This is a genomic window from Clostridia bacterium, assembly GCA_034926675.1.
GTDB lineage: Bacteria > Bacillota > DTU025 > DTU025 > DTU025 > JAYFQW01.
Map to the genome: position 1 here is coordinate 21,095 of JAYFQW010000063.1, position 16,228 is coordinate 37,322.

Here is a 16,228-nt window from a genome sequence, read left to right on the forward strand (position 1 = left end):
TCCCTGCTCTTGCTGCCAGAGTACGCCGATTGCAGAGTCAGTTGGCTACTTGAGATCCTTCGCGGACTGCGGAGGAGCCTCAGGGACAACGTACTGGCCCTTGCGGATCTTCTCGGCCCACTCGTTCGCCTTGGCGGTGGCTTCCTTGGATGCATTGTTCGAAGCCTCGGGCGCCAGCCCGACGCCGTCCTCAGCGATTCCGAACACCTTGGTGCCCGACTTGAACTTCGGATCGAGCAACATCTTTGTGCCCTCGAACACGCCCACGTCAACCCTCTTGATCATGGAGTTGAGCACATTCTTCGGGGCGAGATGCGCCTGGTCGGAATCGACGCCGATAGCCCATAGGCCGTTCTCCTTGGCCGCATCGATCACGCCGATGCCGGTAGCGCCGGCCGCGTGGAACACCACGTCTGCCTTCTGCCTGAACATCGAAAGTGCAACTGTCTTGCCCTTCACAGAATCATTGAAAGTGCCGGTGTAGTTGTCGAGGATTACGATGTCTGGATTCGTTTTCCACACGCCGCACTTGAAGCCAGCCTCAAAGCGCTCGATGACGGCGAACTTCATGCCTCCCACGAAGCCCACCTTGTTGGTCTTCGTGGTGAGAGCTGCGAGCACGCCGACTAGGAACGATCCCTCATGCTCCTTGTAGAGGACACCGAGGACGTTCTTCATGGCCTTGTACTCATCATCGCTGTAGCCATAGTCGATGATTCCAAACTTGACGTTCGGGTACTGCTGCGAGACATTCTTCACCGCGTCGGCCATGAGGAATCCGATTCCCCATACCACATCGTGGCCATCGCGCGCCAGGGAAGCTAGGTTGCCCTCGTAATCTGACGGAGTGCGCGACTCTATATAAGAGATCTTCGCGCCGAGTTCCTTCTCAAGCCTCTTCAGGCCGACGTAGGCGGAATCGTTAAACGACTGGTCGCCAAGGCCGCCGATATCGAATACGATGCCGACCTTCGGCGCCGAAGCGGTGAACGCGGGCAGAGCCATGCATACGAGCATGCCGGCTGCAAGCAGAAATACCAGAGCGCGTTTCAAGGACTTCATACAATCATCCTCCCAAACAAGGTTCTTGGACAAGGACAGTTTCGCCGCTTGCGGGCGAATTCCTTCTCACTCGCAGCAAGTTGTGGCTTCCGTCTGCTCTCCATGCCAGGGCAGGTTCTCCGGAATCGCGATGCTAAATATTCCAAACCCAAGGAGGAGCCTGCCAGCAAACGGCGAAAATACACTCGCATGCTGTATCGTATACGCAAATGGGGGTAGTCAAATGGCAGACAGCCAGTATGAACAGGTGCTGGCCCGGCTCTCGACAGCAGCGAGAATACTTAACCTCGAGCCGGGACTGTACGAGATCCTTGCCCAACCCGAGCGGACGCTCGAAGTCTCACTGCCAGTTGAGATGGACGACGGAAGCATCAAGGTGTTCATGGGCTACAGGTGCCACCATTCCACCGCGCGAGGTCCAGCCAAAGGCGGCGTCCGATACGCTACCGACGTCTGTATGGATGAGGTCAAGGCCTTGGCCTCATGGATGACATGGAAGTGTGCGGTTGCTGGCATACCCTACGGCGGAGGAAAGGGCGGAATCCAAGTAGATCCGCTCAAACTCTCCCAGGGTGAGCTGAAGAGGCTCACCAGACGTTACGTTTCGGCAATCTACACGATGATTGGGCCTGAGAAGGACATCCCAGCGCCTGATATGGGCACTGATGCCAAGGTGATGGGCTGGTTCGTCGACACATACTCCACACTCGCCGGAGTGTACACGCCCGCAGTGGTAACGGGGAAGCCCATCCCGCTTGGCGGATCGCTAGGCCGCAAGGAGGCCACTGGCCGAGGCGTGATGTTCACCACTCGCGAGATCCTGGCAAGAGCAGGCCGTAAGCCATCCGAGGTCACCTGTGCGGTGCAGGGATACGGGAACGTCGGATCCCTCTCTGCCACACTCATACACGAGTTGGGCTGCAAGATCGTTGCAGTCAGCGATGTCACCGGTGGAATCTGCAACCCTGCTGGCCTCAACATACCGGATATCAACAGGTACGTTGCAGAGCACAAGTTCCTCGAAGGATACTCTGCACCGGGAGTCAGCCAGATATCCAACTCACAACTTCTCACCATGGATGTGGATCTGCTGGTTCCAGCGGCATTGCAGGGCCAGATCACCGAGGCCAACGCGCCGAATATCAAGGCGAAGTGGATTGTTGAAGGCGCCAACGGCCCAACCACCGCCGCAGCTGATAAGATCCTCGAGGAGAGGGGCATCATAGCCGTCCCGGACATTCTCGCGAATGGAGGCGGCGTGGTGGTGTCGTATTTCGAGTGGGTGCAGAACCTGCAGAACTACTACTGGTCGGAGCAGGAGGTCAACACGAAGCTCGATGCGATCATGACGAAGAGCTTCGCCGAAGTGTGGAACTTCTCAAGGCAGAAGAACCTCAGCATGCGCACTGGCGCCTATGTGCTCTCAGTCGCAAAGGTAGCCGAGGTGATCCGCATGAGGTCGATCTTCCCGTAAACAGATCCAAGGCCGCGAAGGCGGCATGCGGAGAATCTGGTGAGGCCGCGCCCGCGTGGCCGGCCTCACTAGATTCACTAGATGTGCGCCCGGCATTGATGCCCGCTACTCTTCTCCACGTTCCCCGCGGGAGGCCGACTGACTACTTCTGCAGCTGCATCGTAATCGCGGGCATCGGTTATCCGAACATCCACAAACTCGCCCTGCCTTAGCGTAGCATCGCCTACGAACACCGTCCCATCCACCTCTGGGGCCTCAGCGTATGAACGAGCATCAACAAGCAGGTCCGACTCGGCAGACGGACCGTCTACGATCACCCTGACGACCGTGCCAACTCGGGATCTCCCGAACCCAAGCGAGATCGCAGCGAGGGCCTCCATCACCCTGCCGCGACGCTCCTTGGCAATGGAGGACGGCACCTGGTCGCGCATGTCGAAAGCTGGTGTTCCTTCCTCAGCTGAGAACTCGAAGACCCCTGCCCGCTCAGGCCTTACCGTGTCCACGAAATCGAGAAGGTCATCGACATCGGCTTCGGTTTCGCCGGGGAATCCCACTATGAGCGAGGTGCGGATGACGACTCTGGGGATGCGCGCGCGAATCTCCCGAACGGTCTGCATCATCTGCTCGCGGGAGGAGCTCCGGTTCATGGCCGTGAGCACTCTATCCGACCCATGCTGCATGGGGATGTCCATGTACTTGACTACCTTGCGCTCCTCCTCGAACACGGAGATGAGTTCCTCATCTATTCGGGATGGATAGGCATACATCACCCTGATCCATTCGATTCCATCTACCCGGGCTACCGCCCTCAGCAGTGCCGGAAGGGATGGACCCCCATAGATGTCCTGCCCATATCTGGTCGTGTCCTGAGCGACCAGTATTGCCTCCCTGACTCCCTGCGCAGCTAGGCCCTGCGCCTCCCGAACGATCGACTCTAGGGGACGGCTTCGCACAGGGCCACGCAGAGAAGGAATCAGACAGTAGGCGCACCGGTTTGCGCAGCCCTCCCCTATCTTTATGTACGCGTAATGCTGCGGAGTGCTCACGACTCTCGGGCTGCCGTCGGATGCCAGGTATCCCGCCTTACCGACGATTGTCAGCTTCTCGCCTCGGAGAGCGCCTTGTATCGCCTCCACGCATCGTCCATACTCTCCGGTTCCGACTATCGCGTCTACCTCGGGCATCTCCTCCGTAAGCGCCCTGCCGTACCGCTGCACGAGGCAGCCAGTCACCACCAGTGCACGGATCTCGCCCCGACTTCGCCTGTGTGCGTACTCGATAATAGAATCGACCGATTCCTGAGCAGCATCTGCTATGAAGCCGCAAGTGTTGACGAGGACCACATCTGCCTCGCCCTCGTCGGAGACTATCTCCATTCCCGCCGCGCGGATCATTCCCATCATGTTCTCGGTATCTACGAGGTTCTTCGAGCACCCGAGGGAACACACAGCAACCCTGGGGGCGCCTTCCTTCGCAGGTCCTGCCGTTGGAGTCACGCGATCACCCATCCTTTGGTCATTTCCCCGCGATGGCCGCAAGCTCTTTCCTCGCTGCCGCCTGGTCATCAAGGGCGCCCTGAGGGTCCTCAATGTCAGGCGCCATCATGAGGAGCGTGTTCAGGATTTCCCTGGCTTCCCGGTATTCCTTCACAGCAATCAGGCACCTTGCCAGAGTGAGCTGGTGAGCAGATGGCTCCGAGTCGAGCCTCATCGCGGTCCTTGCCTCTTCGAGCGCTTTCTGGCGGTTGCCGATGGACAGCGGAGGCCCTGGCAACTGCCTGTACAGCTCCGCCAATACTCTGTGGGCATCTGCTCGATCCGGATTCAGAGCAATGCAGCGTTCCAGAGCTTCTCTCATGGGCTTCGCCATGAACAAGCTCTGCAGAATCCCCTTCGCAGTGCCGGTCTCACCAATAGATGAAGCAAGCCAGTAGAAGGCATTATCGTTCCTGGGGTCCGCCTCAGTGCCGTTCTTGGCCGCGCTCTTTGCCTTCTCAAACCACTCGATCCGACCTTTTCGGTCATCCTTCGCGAGCCCACAACCCTTCCACCAGTAGGCCCTTGCGAGCCTCCACAACACCTCGGCATCCATTGGGGACTCCCGGTCCGTTTCCTCAAGCATGGTGATCAGCTGGTCAGCTTCCTTTGGATCTGTTCTCTTCGTCCAGCGCAGATCTGCCGCGGCAATCGCCTCGTCCGGGGCAGCCGTTGCCAGTGAATGGAGGGGCGCGATGATGATCAGCATCAGCGCTATCATACCGACAACGATGGCAGCACGGGCTGCCCTGGGGATGGCTGTCTTCTCGGCCACGGTCAACATGATTGCCCACACCTCCTAAAATTTCCCTATGAGCAACAGGACACCGAGCACCACAAAGCCTGAACCTGCGGCCACCCGCACCCACGAAGCAGGGACGTACCTGGCCACCAGACCTCCGGCCAGCACTCCAACTAGGGACGCCACTACCAGAGCAGCAGCCGATCCCACGAACACCGCCCAGGGCGACTTCCCCTCCGCCACAAGCATCATCGTGGCAAGCTGGGTCTTATCCCCGAGTTCGGCAAGGAAAACGCAGATGAACGTCGACATGGCTACCTTAAACACAGCACCATCTCCTGTTGCAGAAGGGTCAGCGCAAATCCAGTCGCCCGAAGCGCTTTCTCCTGATACCCTCCCAGAGGCATGTTGAAGGCACGAGAAGCGGTGGATCGCGTCTCTTCATCGATTCTTGCGATCAGCATCTCGCCTATGCTCTCCCGTTCATCCGAGGTGAACTGCGGGGACACGGCGAAGTCTACAAGGTAAAGCCCCTGAAGCGTATCTCCGAAAAGCACATATCCGCACGGAGCAGAACCGCAGCTCGCCACGTAGGCTGAGAACTTGGGGGAGAGCCTGCCTAAGGACACTACCTCATTCTGCCAGCAGGGCCTCACTTCGTTGAACACCATCGACATGGGCAGAACGTCTCGGCTCCTCGCGGAGCTGAGTATGACATCGATTGCTCCCCGCTCCGGCACAGCAATGGGCGGCGGAAGCCCATCCCGGTTCCACATGCCAAGGGTCCGCACTTGAACAAAACCCAGCTTGCGGTAGAGTGCCTCTGCACGGAAATTGCGGTCCACCTCATCAAGCTGCAGGGAACTGAGCTTGAGCGTTCTGGCCTGGTAGATCGCTCTCCGCATAAGCAACTCGCCGAGGCCGCGCCCTTGATAGACCAAGCGAACTCCCATGCCGCAGATGTAGCCGCGCTCTCCGCGAATTGCCAGGAAAACGACGCCAACAGGGTACTGACCTGAACTGACGATGAACGAATTCTCCACGGAAATGTCTTCCCTATCAATCAGGTTCATCAGGCGATCGGGAGTCACGTGCGTATCAACATAGTACTGGCTGTACGCATCGTTGAATAGATCAACCAGAGCATCCATCTCAATGGCGGATGCTGGAGTGATCCAGTATTCCACACCTTTCGCCCAGGCCTTCTCCACTAGGATGCCCCCCTCGAACCCAGCTGCTTCAGCGCCTCCAGTGCAGCCTCTTCAATCAGCGATAGGTTCTTCGAGTCAGGCAAGGAGATCCCGGCTGTGCTCAGTACCCCAAACCTCGCGAGAGCTCGCCCCAGGGCAGCTGACGCGCCAGGATCGCCGAGCGGGTCGAAGCAGACCAATGAGAGGCCTGCCAGAAGAGGCTCCGATGCAACTGGCTTTGAACCACCATCAAGCACACGCGAGGCGAGTCGATCGAGCCCTCCCCTGATCCTGTCTGGGCTCACGCTGTCGGAAAGCACCGCCATGGCCCTCGCATACACTCCCGGGGCGAGCTCCCTCTTGCGCTTGCCACGTTCCACGCTCTCACGCAGCAACACGGCCCTGAGCTTGTGCGTTGCCAGCGCCTCGCCGAGCCTGGGCTCGGCTTCAATCTCTACGGCCTTGCCCAAGAGAAACACGGCCAGCGATGCCTGCTCATGCGGAAGCGCCCCCGCCTGAGCCGCTAGCACCAGGCGATGCGCGGTGCAGAGGGCCTGCCCGGAATCAGAGGAGATGTCGATCCCGGCGGGAGGCGTCCACTCCTGGTCACGTGAGAGGACCCCCTCTGTTGCCCGCCCATGTCCGTCTGCCTCCGGCTGCAGGCACGCTCCATCCTCTTCCGATCCGCCGCCGCCAATCTGCGGCGCGGCGCACAGTGCGGGCCATTCCGAAAGCTGCCTCTGCACTTCCCGGATGATGCCTCTCAGATACGGGTTCGGCTGCGCCGACTCGCAGGCTTGCGCGATAAGCTCGGACAGCTGGATATCCACCTGTTCAAGCATGTGTTCCGCCGCCGCCAGAAGAGGCCGAGTCCGACTGCAGATGCCTTCCCTGACCGCCTCGATCAGGGCCGACGCTGCCTCCCGTGGGACCAATGATTTCAGCATATTCTCGATTTCATCAGGATCGCCCGCACCATCTACGGTGCGCGTCCAGGGCTGATGCAGAGCTGGTCCTGTCTGCTGGCCCTGCCTGCGACTGACTTCAAACTCGTACGCCCCGCCGCGCCACGCGCATTTGACGGCCCATCCGTGTACACATGCAGCGAATCGAAGCAGACGAGCCGAATCTGGCTCATGATCGTCGAGGGCGCGGGAAGCATCTCCCGAGGCGGCCTCATGTAGTCGATCCGGCGTGCATATGGCATCGAATCCACCAAAGTCACAGTCGGCTGGCGCCTCCTCGGCGGAAAGCAGCGCCGCGATGAGGCTGCGCACCTGGTTTACGAATATGCGGGCCTCTTCTCCAATCGCCCCGATCTCCCGAGCCATGGACCGGACCGCCGCCTCATGTGGTGACGCCTCCATGTCGGATGCAGCAGCGTCTAGCGCCCAGAAGCGTGAGATGATCTCGTCTGCCTGCCCCAGTAGGCGCCCGATCAGCTCGACCGCGTCGCGCTCCATCTCTAGCTCGGCGAGGGCAGCAGCCTCCGCCATCAGGCGCCATCCGGCGAGGTCCCCGCGGCGCGCAACCTCCGTAATGCATCTGGCAAGCTCATCGCGTTCACAAGCACAGATCAGGCCCTGCATCGCTCTCGCCAGGAATTCCGCGTCCGGTTCGGCCGCAAGCCGCAACGACATGGCCTCGGCCCGCGCCCCTGACGCAAGAGACGCCACCGACATCCACTGCGCTATCTCATCGAAGCCCGGGCCCGGGTTGAGATACGGTTCAAGTCGAGACAGCGCCTCCTCCGGCCTTCCCCCAGCGATCGCAAGGCGAGCCTCGAGAACAGCATGATCCACGCCAGTCCTCTCTGTTGCTGCGAGAACCGCGGCTATCCCGGCCGCGGTCTCGATTCTGCCCTGTTCTATGCAGCGCTGTGCTCGCCGTGCGATGGCGCCGGAGGGGCCGAGGCCGAGGCCGAACCTCACTCCCGGAGACCCAAGAGCGGTCGGTGGAAGCTCCACAAGGGCTTCTTGAATGCGGTTCCACTGATTCAGCACAGATGCCCCGATCCGTCTTCGGAGGTTGTCGTCGGCACGCTGCTCCCAGTAGGAGAGAAGCTTATCCAGGGCCTTCGGTCCGCGGTGGAAGAATTCGAAAACCGTCTCATCAAGCAGCCTTCCCTCAACTCTTGCGAGATCGTCTACGAGGTCCTGAACCGTTCGCATGCCGCTCCCCCCTCTCTTCCCTGCTCGACCTGGGGTTCACACCCCGGCCATCGCGTCCGCGTTCACCTGAACGCGCATCTGCCCTCTCCGCGAGCCTGGCGCCATGCCTCAAGGCTGATTGCTGAGGCTTGCCTGGCACGCGCGACTTCGGCGCCCGCGTTCGTGAGGCTCGCGGCGCCTCGCGGGAACCCAGCGCGGTGGGGAATGGCCGCCCCACAGCCGCAAACGCCTCCGCCACAAGCTCCCTGTTCTCTGCCTTGGCTGGCTGCAGCAACGCCCTCTGCATCGCCTTTTCGCGGCCCGTGGCCACGTGGACCGCCTTTCCCGTCCGGGGATCGAGGCCCGTGTAGTACATGCATGTGGCCTCTGTCATCGGTGTGGGAGTGAAGTCCTGCACCTGCTCTGGAGTGTATCCGAGGGATAGTATGTAGTCGGCCAGGGCAACTGCATCGGCCAGGGTCGACCCTGGATGTCCGGAGATGAAGTACGGCACCAGATACTGGTCCTTGCCTTTCACCCGGTTCAGCCGCTTGTACTCCTCAGTGAAAGCCTCGTACACGTCGCACCCAGGCTTGCGCATGAGTGCGAGAACTCTATCCGACACGTGCTCAGGTGCAACTTTGAGCTGTCCGCTCACATGATGCGCCACAAGCTCGGGAAGAAACCCCCCGGAATCATCGAGCATCGCATAGTCGTATCTCACTCCGGACCGCACAAATACCTTGCGCACTCCGGGAACAGCTCTTATCTTTCTCAAGGCCCTGATGTACTCGGTATGGTCGCGCAGCAGATTAGGGCACGGCTCGGGGAATAGGCACTCCCGTACCCCGCACCTTTCCCCGCGGGCGCAACCAGCCGCATAGAAGTTCGCCGTGGGTCCACCCACATCGTGAATAACTCCCCGGAACCGAGGATCCGAAGCCAAGCGTCTGGCCTCGCGGACCAGCGATTCAACGCTTCTGCGCTGTATGGCGCCGCCCTGGTGAGCCCATATGGCGCAGAAAGAGCACCCTCCGAGGCAGCCGCGGTGCGACGTGATGCTGAACAGCACCTCTTCAAGGGCGGGCACCCCGCCCGCGTCATCGTAGACCCGGCTCCATCTGCGAGTGAACGGCAGTTCATATATCGAATCCATCTCGGGAGTAGTGAGTGATGCGGATGGGGAGTTCTGAATCACCACACGGTCACCGTGGCGCTGGATGATTCCCCTGGGATGCGGTTTTGCCATCTCGGCCCGGATCATATCGAATGCTCTAGCGAACGTGGGCTTGTCGGCTATGACCTCTTCGAATGACGGGATCTCAAGCCATGCAGTTCGGGGGCCACGGCCGTCTGCGTCCGTCTCTCCCAGACCAGGCTCAGGGATCTCCCTGGATACCGCCGCGGTGCCGGAGATTCCCTGAAGATTCCGCTCACCCCCAGAAAGCCTGTCTGCAATCTCGCACGCGGCCCGTTCGCCCATTCCGTATACTAGCAGATCAGCCTTGGAATCCAGCAGTATCGACCTTCGGACAGCGCCATCCCAGTAGTCGTAATGGGCGAACCTTCGCAGGCTCGCCTCAAGTCCGCCTATGACAATCGGAACGCCCGGGAAACACTCCCGTAACCGATTGGAGTAGACTATCACCGCCCGATCGGGCCTGCGCCCCGCTGTTCCTCCCGGGGAGTAGGCATCGATCCGCCTTCTCCTCCCAGTAGGAGTGCGGTTCGCCACCATGGAATCAACGTTGCCCGCGCTCACCCCGAAGAACAGGGCCGGAGGCGGCATGGCCTCAAAGGCCTCTCTTGATCTCCAGTCGGGTTGGGCGATCACCGCCACCCGATATCCCCTCGCCTGCAGCAGCCTGCCGAGGAGGGCGACACCGAACGTGGGGTGGTCCACATAGGCATCCCCAGTCACCAGAGTGATGTCTGGACGGTCCCATCCGAGTGCGTCAAGATCCTCCGTGCTCATCGGCAGGAGATCTTCTCCACTCATCCGATCCACGGCAGTCTCCATCTGAACAACCCCAACGCCCGCCCTGCATAGTACAGGCCGAGGGCGATCACGACTGCAAACAGAAGCACAGTGATGACCCTGACCACGTTTCGGCTCCTTCGATCCCGCGTCTCGCGCTTGGATCTCTCGGTTCGGCCGGCCCGTTCCCGCTCCAACTGCCTGAGAGCCGCCTTCTCCTCAGCCCGCCGCGATTCGCTGAACTGAGCAATCAGGTCCGCGCCATCGAGTCCGATACAATCGGCGTAGTTGCGAATGAACCCCTTCAGGTAGACCTCGCCGGCGATGACGTCATACTCGCCCTGCTCAATCGCTACGAGATACTTGGTTCGAATCTTGGTAGCCTCGCTCACCTGTTCAAGGGTGATTCCACGCGCCTCCCGCTCCTCCTTGAGCATCGCCCCTATCTCATCCAACAACAGCACCTCCAGTCATCCCCGCAGTCAGCTGCGGCGCCCAAGCGCCTCGCTGAGCTCGTGCTCGCTCATGAACACTTTCCTGGGCTTGCTCCCCTCGTACGGACCGACGATGCCCAGCACTTCCATGGTGTCGATGAGCCTCGCCGCACGCGCGTAGCCCACCCTGAACCTGCGCTGGACTTTCGATATGGACGCTTCCCCAGTCTGCACCACCAGCCGCGCTGCCTCAGCGAAAAGCTCATCATCCTCGGCGATCCCCTGTGGGCCTTCCCGTGAAGTCTCGACACTCTGGGCCTCGTAACTGGGCCTGCCTCGCTTGCGAAGGTAGTCAACCAGGGCAGCCACCTCCTCGTCGGAGATGAAGGCGCCCTGCACACGAATTGGCTTCGGGAGACCAACGGGATGAAACAGCATATCCCCCTTGCCCAGAAGCCGCTCTGCTCCAGCAGTGTCGAGGATAATCCGAGAGTCAATCCCGGATGAGACGGCAAACGCTATTCTGGAAGGTATGTTCGCCTTGATTATGCCCGTAATTATGTCGACAGATGGCCTCTGAGTAGCGATTATCAGGTGAATTCCGGCGGCCCTGGCCATGAAGGCGAGGCGCGCAATTGCCTCCTCCACCTCTCCCTGAGCTATCATCATCAGGTCCGCCAGCTCGTCGACGATCACCACGATATATGGGAGCGGCCGCGTGGCCGGCCTCTCGTTCGCAGCACCGGATCCGCCATCGGAGGCGGTCAGGCCCTGCCTATCCTCATCAGGCTCGGCATCAGCCCCACTAGCGCCGTCCGAATCGAACAGGAATTGATCGATTGTTCCCTTGGCCGCCATGTCGTTGTACTGGGCGATATTGCGCGCTCCTGCGAGCTGGAAAAGGCGATATCTGTTCTCCATCTCCTCCACCACCCATCTGAGGTAGCCAGAGGCCTTCTTGGGGTCGGTGACCACAGGCGCGAGGAGATGCGGTATGCCGTCGTAAACCGACAGTTCCACCCGCTTAGGGTCTATCATGAGAAGCCTTACTTCTTCGGGAGTGGCCTTGAACAGCAGGCTGCATATGATCGAGTTCAAACAGACGCTCTTCCCTGATCCGGTGGCTCCGGCGACCAGGAGGTGCAGGATATCCGCCAGATCCGACACGACCGGCGTGCCCGCTATGTCCTTGCCGAGGGCCATAGTAAGCCGGGAACTGGCATCCTGGAACTCCTTGGATTCAAGGACCTCGCGGAACAGCACGAAGGCCTTCTCTTTGTTGGGAACCTCGATTCCAACAGCCGCCTTGCCAGGGATGGGCGCCTCAATTCGGACCCCTGCCGAGGCAAAGGCCAATGCCAGATCGTCGGCGAGGTTGACTATCTTCGAGACCTTGACCCCGACGCCAGGCTGCACCTCGAACCTGGTAACCACCGGACCCCGGCTAAACGCTGCCACCTTGGCCTGCACTCCGAAACTGGCTAGCGTTTCCTCAAGAATTACTCCCTGAGCACCCGGATCCTCTGCATCTGCGCGCCCTCTCCGCTTCGCGGGCGCGTGGAGGAGACTGGTGGGCGGAAGCTCCGTCAGCTGGGAATCATCGATCAGCTTCAGCTGTCGGAGCGGCCCCGAAGCGGAAATCGCAGTTTCTATGTCAGGCCCACTCCGGGCATCGGGATGAGCAGACGAAGCCGTCCGGATCGGCGCCCCATTGTCACTGGGCATTCCGCTGGGCACAGCGGCCTGCGCAACACTCTCTGCCGTGCTCGGGGCTGGATCCTTCGGCGCTAGGCCGGCGACGCCGCCCGAGATCGACTTGCCGGACGCATGATCGGCGCTGCACAGTCCGGGCCTCTCCTCAAAGATGTTGATGACGATATAGTCGAACCCCATCCTGATTCCGTGGAACACGAGGCAAATAAGGCCCCATGCCATTCTGACGATCCAGGATGCCGACACAGCGAGGGGAATGTTGGCCGCCACTCCAAGGCCGGCTGCTCCTAACGCGATGACGGCTATCCAGGATCCGGTGAGCCCGAACAGCCTGAGCATAGCCCACGCAGCCCCGGCGCCGAGTGCGCCTCCGCCCAGTCGACCTGGCGCTTCCGCAGTTCCTCCGGCGACCCCCTGAACATACTGCACAAACCCCATGTGCAGCCCAGAATCGCCTCTGGCGTTCATCTCGAACGCGACCACCACTGCAGATGCCGCAGCGAGAAGCCCGATCAACCTAATGGACACTACGTATCCGGTTCTCCGTGCGAGCATCAGAAGGCCGGTCACTGCGGCAAGCAGCGGCACCGCGTACGAGCCGCGCCCGAACGCTGAAACAAGGGCATTCGCTGCCATACCGCCAACGTACCCGGCGGGGCCGCGCGCGAGGGAAACCAGGGAAATGCCTGCGGCCGCCAGAAGGAATATACCACCCAGCTCAGCCTGGAGGTCGCCTCCAAACGGCCTGCTGCATCTTGCCCGCTCGCGTTTCCGCCGTGGGCCAGCAGACGAGGCAGTTCTGGTAGGGCGCCGGACTGAGCGCTGTGAAGCCAAATCATCTCACCTCATCGGAGGTCAATTCTACTTCCCGAGCAACAATCCTCTAGCCGTCCAAAGGATAGTGGCAGTTCCAACAGCCCACAAGTAGTAAGCGAACACTCGAAGCCTCGCCTGCTGAATGAGTTTCCGAAGAAGAGCGATGGCGACAACACCGGAAACAAAGGAGGCCAGGGCGCCTGTTGCGATGAAGCGAAGGTCGGCGGATGCAATGCCGCTGCCGTTCCTGATCGGCCAAAGCACGGCCGCGCCTGCGATCACTGGGAGAGACGCGATGAAGGAGTAGGTCGCGGCGAAGGATCTCTCAAGCCCCACCCCAACTCCTGATGCGATAGTCAGGCCCGATCTGGATACTCCGGGGAACACGGCCAAGGCTTGTCCGACTCCCACTTCGAAGGCCTGGCCGTACGACATGCTGCACCCTGAGGAACCGCCCCGCTTCGATCGCCGTGGGCTGCCGGCCATCAGTCGGTCTGAACACCACAGCACGAAGCCGGAGAGTATGAGACCTCCGCCAACGAATGCCGGAGAGGCAAAGGCGCTCTCCACTGCATCGCCAGCTAAGAGGCCCACCATGGCCGCAGGAATGCTGGTGATGAAGAGGCATAGGGCAAGCCTCGCGCTGCCGTCTCGACGCAGAATGCCGCGGAATAACCCCGCGATTATCCGGACCACATCCCGGCCGTACACGGCGAGCACTGCGAATGCAGTCCCGACGTGGACTCCGAGGTCGAACGTGACCCCGGGTTCGATTCCCATGATGCTCTGAGCAAGGACTAGATGACCTGAGCTGGAAACAGGAAGGAACTCAGTTAGGCCTTGCACGATTCCTAGCATAGTTGCCTGCAGCGTAGTCATGGTTGAACCTCTCCTTCTGGTTCCGGCGGCCTCTCACCGCCGCAACGAACTGCCTGGAGAACGGAAGAACTAACAGAGCAGTCGCCAGGTTGAACAGGGTGTGCGCATTCGCCAGCTGCACGCCGGAATCAGGCGATGTGAGGCGAAGCGCCTGGCAAACCGGGCCGATGAGCGGCAGGAAGATCCCTGCGCCGACCAGGTTGAAAATGATGTTCGCCCTGGCAAGAGCCTTCGCGTCATCGCCCGCCGGAACCGATGCCAGAAGTGCAGTTATGCACGTCCCCACATTGCTGCCGATCATCATAGCCACCGCCCCGGGAAGCGCAATCAGCCCCCCCGAGGTCAGCTCCACAAGTAAGCTGCTCACTAGGGCCGAGCTCTGCACCGCTGCGGTCACCGCGACACCGGCAAAGGCCGCCAACACCGTGTTGCCAGATGCCATTGTGAGCACGAGCCTGATGGTGTTGGAATCTGCAACTGCTGAGCAGGCCTGCCCCATGAGGTCGAGGCCCAGCACCACACCGCCAAAACCCATGGCTGCCCCGCCTGCCAGACTCTGCTGCCTAGCTCGCGCCCGGAGTGCCTTGCCTCCACGCATCCGCGCGGCAGCCCGTGCCCACCCCACGAGCAGAAGCCCTGCCACTGCGGCAATCCACCCAAGCCAGGTCGGACGAAACCCCGCGATTTGCGCCGTTATGGTGGTCCCCACGTTCGCCCCAAGCACAGCCGCGAACGCCGGCGCGAGGCCCATTGCACGCGCACTCACCAGCCCCACCAGGGTAACACTCACCAGCGTGGAGCTTTGAAGCAAGGCGGTGGCGCCCGCTCCAAAAGCAAACGCGGCCGGAACCGAGGCCCCTGTCAGCACCGTCCTGGTGCGAGGGGAAAGAACCTCTCCCAATGCCCTGCTCATCCCGGTAAGCGATAACAGAAACAGGGCAAGGCCTCCCGCAAACGGAATTGCTGTAATCATCACAATACACCTCGCCGGCGGCACATTCGGTCGCAAAACCGTATGCTGCCGGCTGGCGTCCTATGCAGCGCGCCGGATCTTCTACACGTTAGGGCGCGGCATATCCACGACTGTGCCTGGCGCTAGAGACGGGTTCAGGTAATCGGCGGGGTCAGTCGACAGCACTCTTTCGATCCGCCCCCTTCCAGCGTCGGAAGGGACGATCAGGACCTGCACTCCGTCGACTGCTGCAAGCACCGGGAGAGGATCTCCACCATCAGCCACAAAAGGTGAAAGCACCTGCTCTATGGGCATCACAGTGTAGAGCATTAGTGCACCCGCCTCTTGCCCTTGCGGCCGGTGATCTTCCTTCTCGCCGCTATGAGCTCGTCTAGCTTGGCCAAAGCGCCACTCAGGCCTCCCACCGAATCGATGAGCCCGGCCTCAACGGCGGTCTCCCCTACTAGGACGGTTCCGACATCCCGGAGCAGCTCTCCTGTTCTGAACATGAGCTCACGGAACTTTTCAGCGCTGCACCGAGAGTGCTCTGATACGAACTTGATGACCCTCTCCTGCATGCGTTCAAGGTACTCGTATGTCTGCTGCGTGCCTATGACAAGCTGACCGGAGAGGCGCAACGGGTGAATGGTCATGGTAGCGGTGCTTGCGATCATCGAGTAGCTGCAGCTCACCGCGATCGGGACAGCGATCGAATGCCCGCCTCCGAGCACGATGCTGACTGAAGGCTTGGTCATCCCTGCGAGGAGTTCTGAAATAGCCAAGCCTGCCTCAACATCGCCGCCCACAGTGTTGAGGAGAATGAGAAGCCCTTCGATATCCGGGTTCTGTTCTATCGCCACCAGCTGCGGCATCACATGCTCATACTTGGTGGTCTTGTTCTGGGGAGGAAGGACCGTGTGTCCCTCGATCTGTCCAATGATGCTCAACACGTGGACGTTGCTGCGGGGCGGCGCAGGGGTTGCAGCCTCGCCGAACTCCCTGACAGCGCCAATAGCGGTCTGGGCCTCTGGAGCACCCGCCCCCGGGTCAGTCTCAGACTCCACCCTCATACAGGGCCGCACCTCCGATCCTTCGGTACGGTTAGTATGAGGGTGGACTACAGTCAAATATGTATGCCCGGGACGCAGTTGCAGGAAATCCACCATCAGGACCCGACTGCGGCCTGGGACGAGCTAGACATCGACAACCACGGGGATCACCATCGGCCTCCTGCCAGTGCGAACGAACAGGAAAGAGGCAATTGCCTGCCTGAGCTGGTCCTTAAGAGATTGCACAACAAGGC

14 protein-coding genes are annotated in these 16,228 nt (G+C 60.7%); 1 reads left to right on the plus strand and 13 read right to left on the minus strand.

Annotated elements, in window-relative coordinates:
* Positions 1 to 45: 45 nt before the first annotated feature.
* Positions 46 to 1,062 carry a BMP family ABC transporter substrate-binding protein gene (locus VB144_13395; protein MEA4884620.1) on the minus strand — a complete coding sequence of 339 codons (1,017 nt, stop codon included), beginning with the start codon at positions 1,060 to 1,062 and terminating at the stop codon, positions 46 to 48.
* 223 nt (positions 1,063 to 1,285) lie between these two features.
* On the opposite strand from VB144_13395, the gene VB144_13400 reads away from it, so the two are divergent.
* Positions 1,286 to 2,536, plus strand: coding sequence for a Glu/Leu/Phe/Val dehydrogenase (locus tag VB144_13400; protein MEA4884621.1), 1,251 nt, complete (start codon positions 1,286 to 1,288; stop codon positions 2,534 to 2,536).
* A gap of 77 nt (positions 2,537 to 2,613) precedes the next feature.
* On the opposite strand, the gene rimO is transcribed toward VB144_13400, so the two are convergent.
* From rimO to VB144_13460, 12 genes are all read right to left on the minus strand, one after another.
* The gene (gene rimO / locus VB144_13405; protein MEA4884622.1) at positions 2,614 to 4,032 is read right to left on the minus strand and encodes a 30S ribosomal protein S12 methylthiotransferase RimO; all 1,419 of its coding nucleotides are present in this window, start codon (positions 4,030 to 4,032) and stop codon (positions 2,614 to 2,616) included.
* Between the two features lie 19 nt (positions 4,033 to 4,051).
* On the minus strand, positions 4,052 to 4,855 hold the full coding sequence (locus tag VB144_13410; protein MEA4884623.1) for a tetratricopeptide repeat protein: 804 nt from the start codon (positions 4,853 to 4,855) through the stop codon (positions 4,052 to 4,054).
* Between the two features lie 15 nt (positions 4,856 to 4,870).
* The gene (locus VB144_13415) at positions 4,871 to 5,140 is read right to left on the minus strand and encodes a TMEM165/GDT1 family protein (protein MEA4884624.1); all 270 of its coding nucleotides are present in this window, start codon (positions 5,138 to 5,140) and stop codon (positions 4,871 to 4,873) included.
* Positions 5,128 to 6,024 carry a GNAT family N-acetyltransferase gene (locus VB144_13420; protein ID MEA4884625.1) on the minus strand — a complete coding sequence of 299 codons (897 nt, stop codon included), beginning with the start codon at positions 6,022 to 6,024 and terminating at the stop codon, positions 5,128 to 5,130. Before VB144_13420 ends, VB144_13415 begins: the two co-directional genes overlap by 13 nt.
* Positions 6,024 to 8,174: a hypothetical protein gene (locus tag VB144_13425; protein MEA4884626.1), complete on the minus strand. Its 2,151-nt coding sequence runs from the start codon at positions 8,172 to 8,174 to the stop codon at positions 6,024 to 6,026. Before VB144_13425 ends, VB144_13420 begins: the two co-directional genes overlap by 1 nt.
* Entirely contained in the window at positions 8,131 to 10,173 is a 2,043-nt protein-coding gene (locus VB144_13430; GenBank protein ID MEA4884627.1) for a YgiQ family radical SAM protein, read from the minus strand. Before VB144_13430 ends, VB144_13425 begins: the two co-directional genes overlap by 44 nt.
* Positions 10,149 to 10,586 carry a helix-turn-helix domain-containing protein gene (locus tag VB144_13435; GenBank protein ID MEA4884628.1) on the minus strand — a complete coding sequence of 146 codons (438 nt, stop codon included), beginning with the start codon at positions 10,584 to 10,586 and terminating at the stop codon, positions 10,149 to 10,151. Before VB144_13435 ends, VB144_13430 begins: the two co-directional genes overlap by 25 nt.
* A 27-nt stretch (positions 10,587 to 10,613) precedes the next feature.
* Positions 10,614 to 13,112, minus strand: a complete 2,499-nt coding sequence (locus VB144_13440; GenBank protein ID MEA4884629.1) for a DNA translocase FtsK — start codon at positions 13,110 to 13,112, stop codon at positions 10,614 to 10,616.
* 27 nt (positions 13,113 to 13,139) lie between these two features.
* The gene (locus tag VB144_13445) at positions 13,140 to 13,973 is read right to left on the minus strand and encodes an undecaprenyl-diphosphate phosphatase (protein MEA4884630.1); all 834 of its coding nucleotides are present in this window, start codon (positions 13,971 to 13,973) and stop codon (positions 13,140 to 13,142) included.
* Complete coding sequence (locus tag VB144_13450; GenBank protein MEA4884631.1) at positions 13,924 to 14,946, minus strand: Na/Pi symporter; 1,023 nt, start codon at positions 14,944 to 14,946, stop codon at positions 13,924 to 13,926. The genes VB144_13445 and VB144_13450 overlap by 50 nt, the downstream gene beginning before the upstream one ends.
* 81 nt (positions 14,947 to 15,027) lie before the next feature.
* Positions 15,028 to 15,255, minus strand: coding sequence for a YlzJ-like family protein (locus VB144_13455; protein MEA4884632.1), 228 nt, complete (start codon positions 15,253 to 15,255; stop codon positions 15,028 to 15,030).
* Positions 15,255 to 15,995 carry an ATP-dependent Clp protease proteolytic subunit gene (locus tag VB144_13460; protein MEA4884633.1) on the minus strand — a complete coding sequence of 247 codons (741 nt, stop codon included), beginning with the start codon at positions 15,993 to 15,995 and terminating at the stop codon, positions 15,255 to 15,257. The genes VB144_13455 and VB144_13460 overlap by 1 nt, the downstream gene beginning before the upstream one ends.
* Positions 15,996 to 16,228: the final 233 nt, after the last annotated feature.

Bases quoted from the DNA above. Each gene is read 5' to 3' on its own strand.
- VB144_13445 (MEA4884630.1), bottom strand. From the start codon at position 13,973: ATGACTACGCTGCAGGCAACTATGCTAGGAATCGTGCAAGGCCTAACT.
- VB144_13450 (MEA4884631.1), bottom strand. From the start codon at position 14,946: ATGATTACAGCAATTCCGTTTGCGGGAGGCCTTGCCCTGTTTCTGTTA.
- VB144_13410 (MEA4884623.1), bottom strand. From the start codon at position 4,855: ATGTTGACCGTGGCCGAGAAGACAGCCATCCCCAGGGCAGCCCGTGCT.
- VB144_13400 (MEA4884621.1), top strand. From the start codon at position 1,286: ATGGCAGACAGCCAGTATGAACAGGTGCTGGCCCGGCTCTCGACAGCA.
- VB144_13425 (MEA4884626.1), bottom strand. From the start codon at position 8,174: ATGCGAACGGTTCAGGACCTCGTAGACGATCTCGCAAGAGTTGAGGGA.
- VB144_13455 (MEA4884632.1), bottom strand. From the start codon at position 15,255: ATGCTCTACACTGTGATGCCCATAGAGCAGGTGCTTTCACCTTTTGTG.
- VB144_13395 (MEA4884620.1), bottom strand. From the start codon at position 1,062: ATGAAGTCCTTGAAACGCGCTCTGGTATTTCTGCTTGCAGCCGGCATG.
- VB144_13430 (MEA4884627.1), bottom strand. From the start codon at position 10,173: ATGGAGACTGCCGTGGATCGGATGAGTGGAGAAGATCTCCTGCCGATG.
- VB144_13460 (MEA4884633.1), bottom strand. From the start codon at position 15,995: ATGAGGGTGGAGTCTGAGACTGACCCGGGGGCGGGTGCTCCAGAGGCC.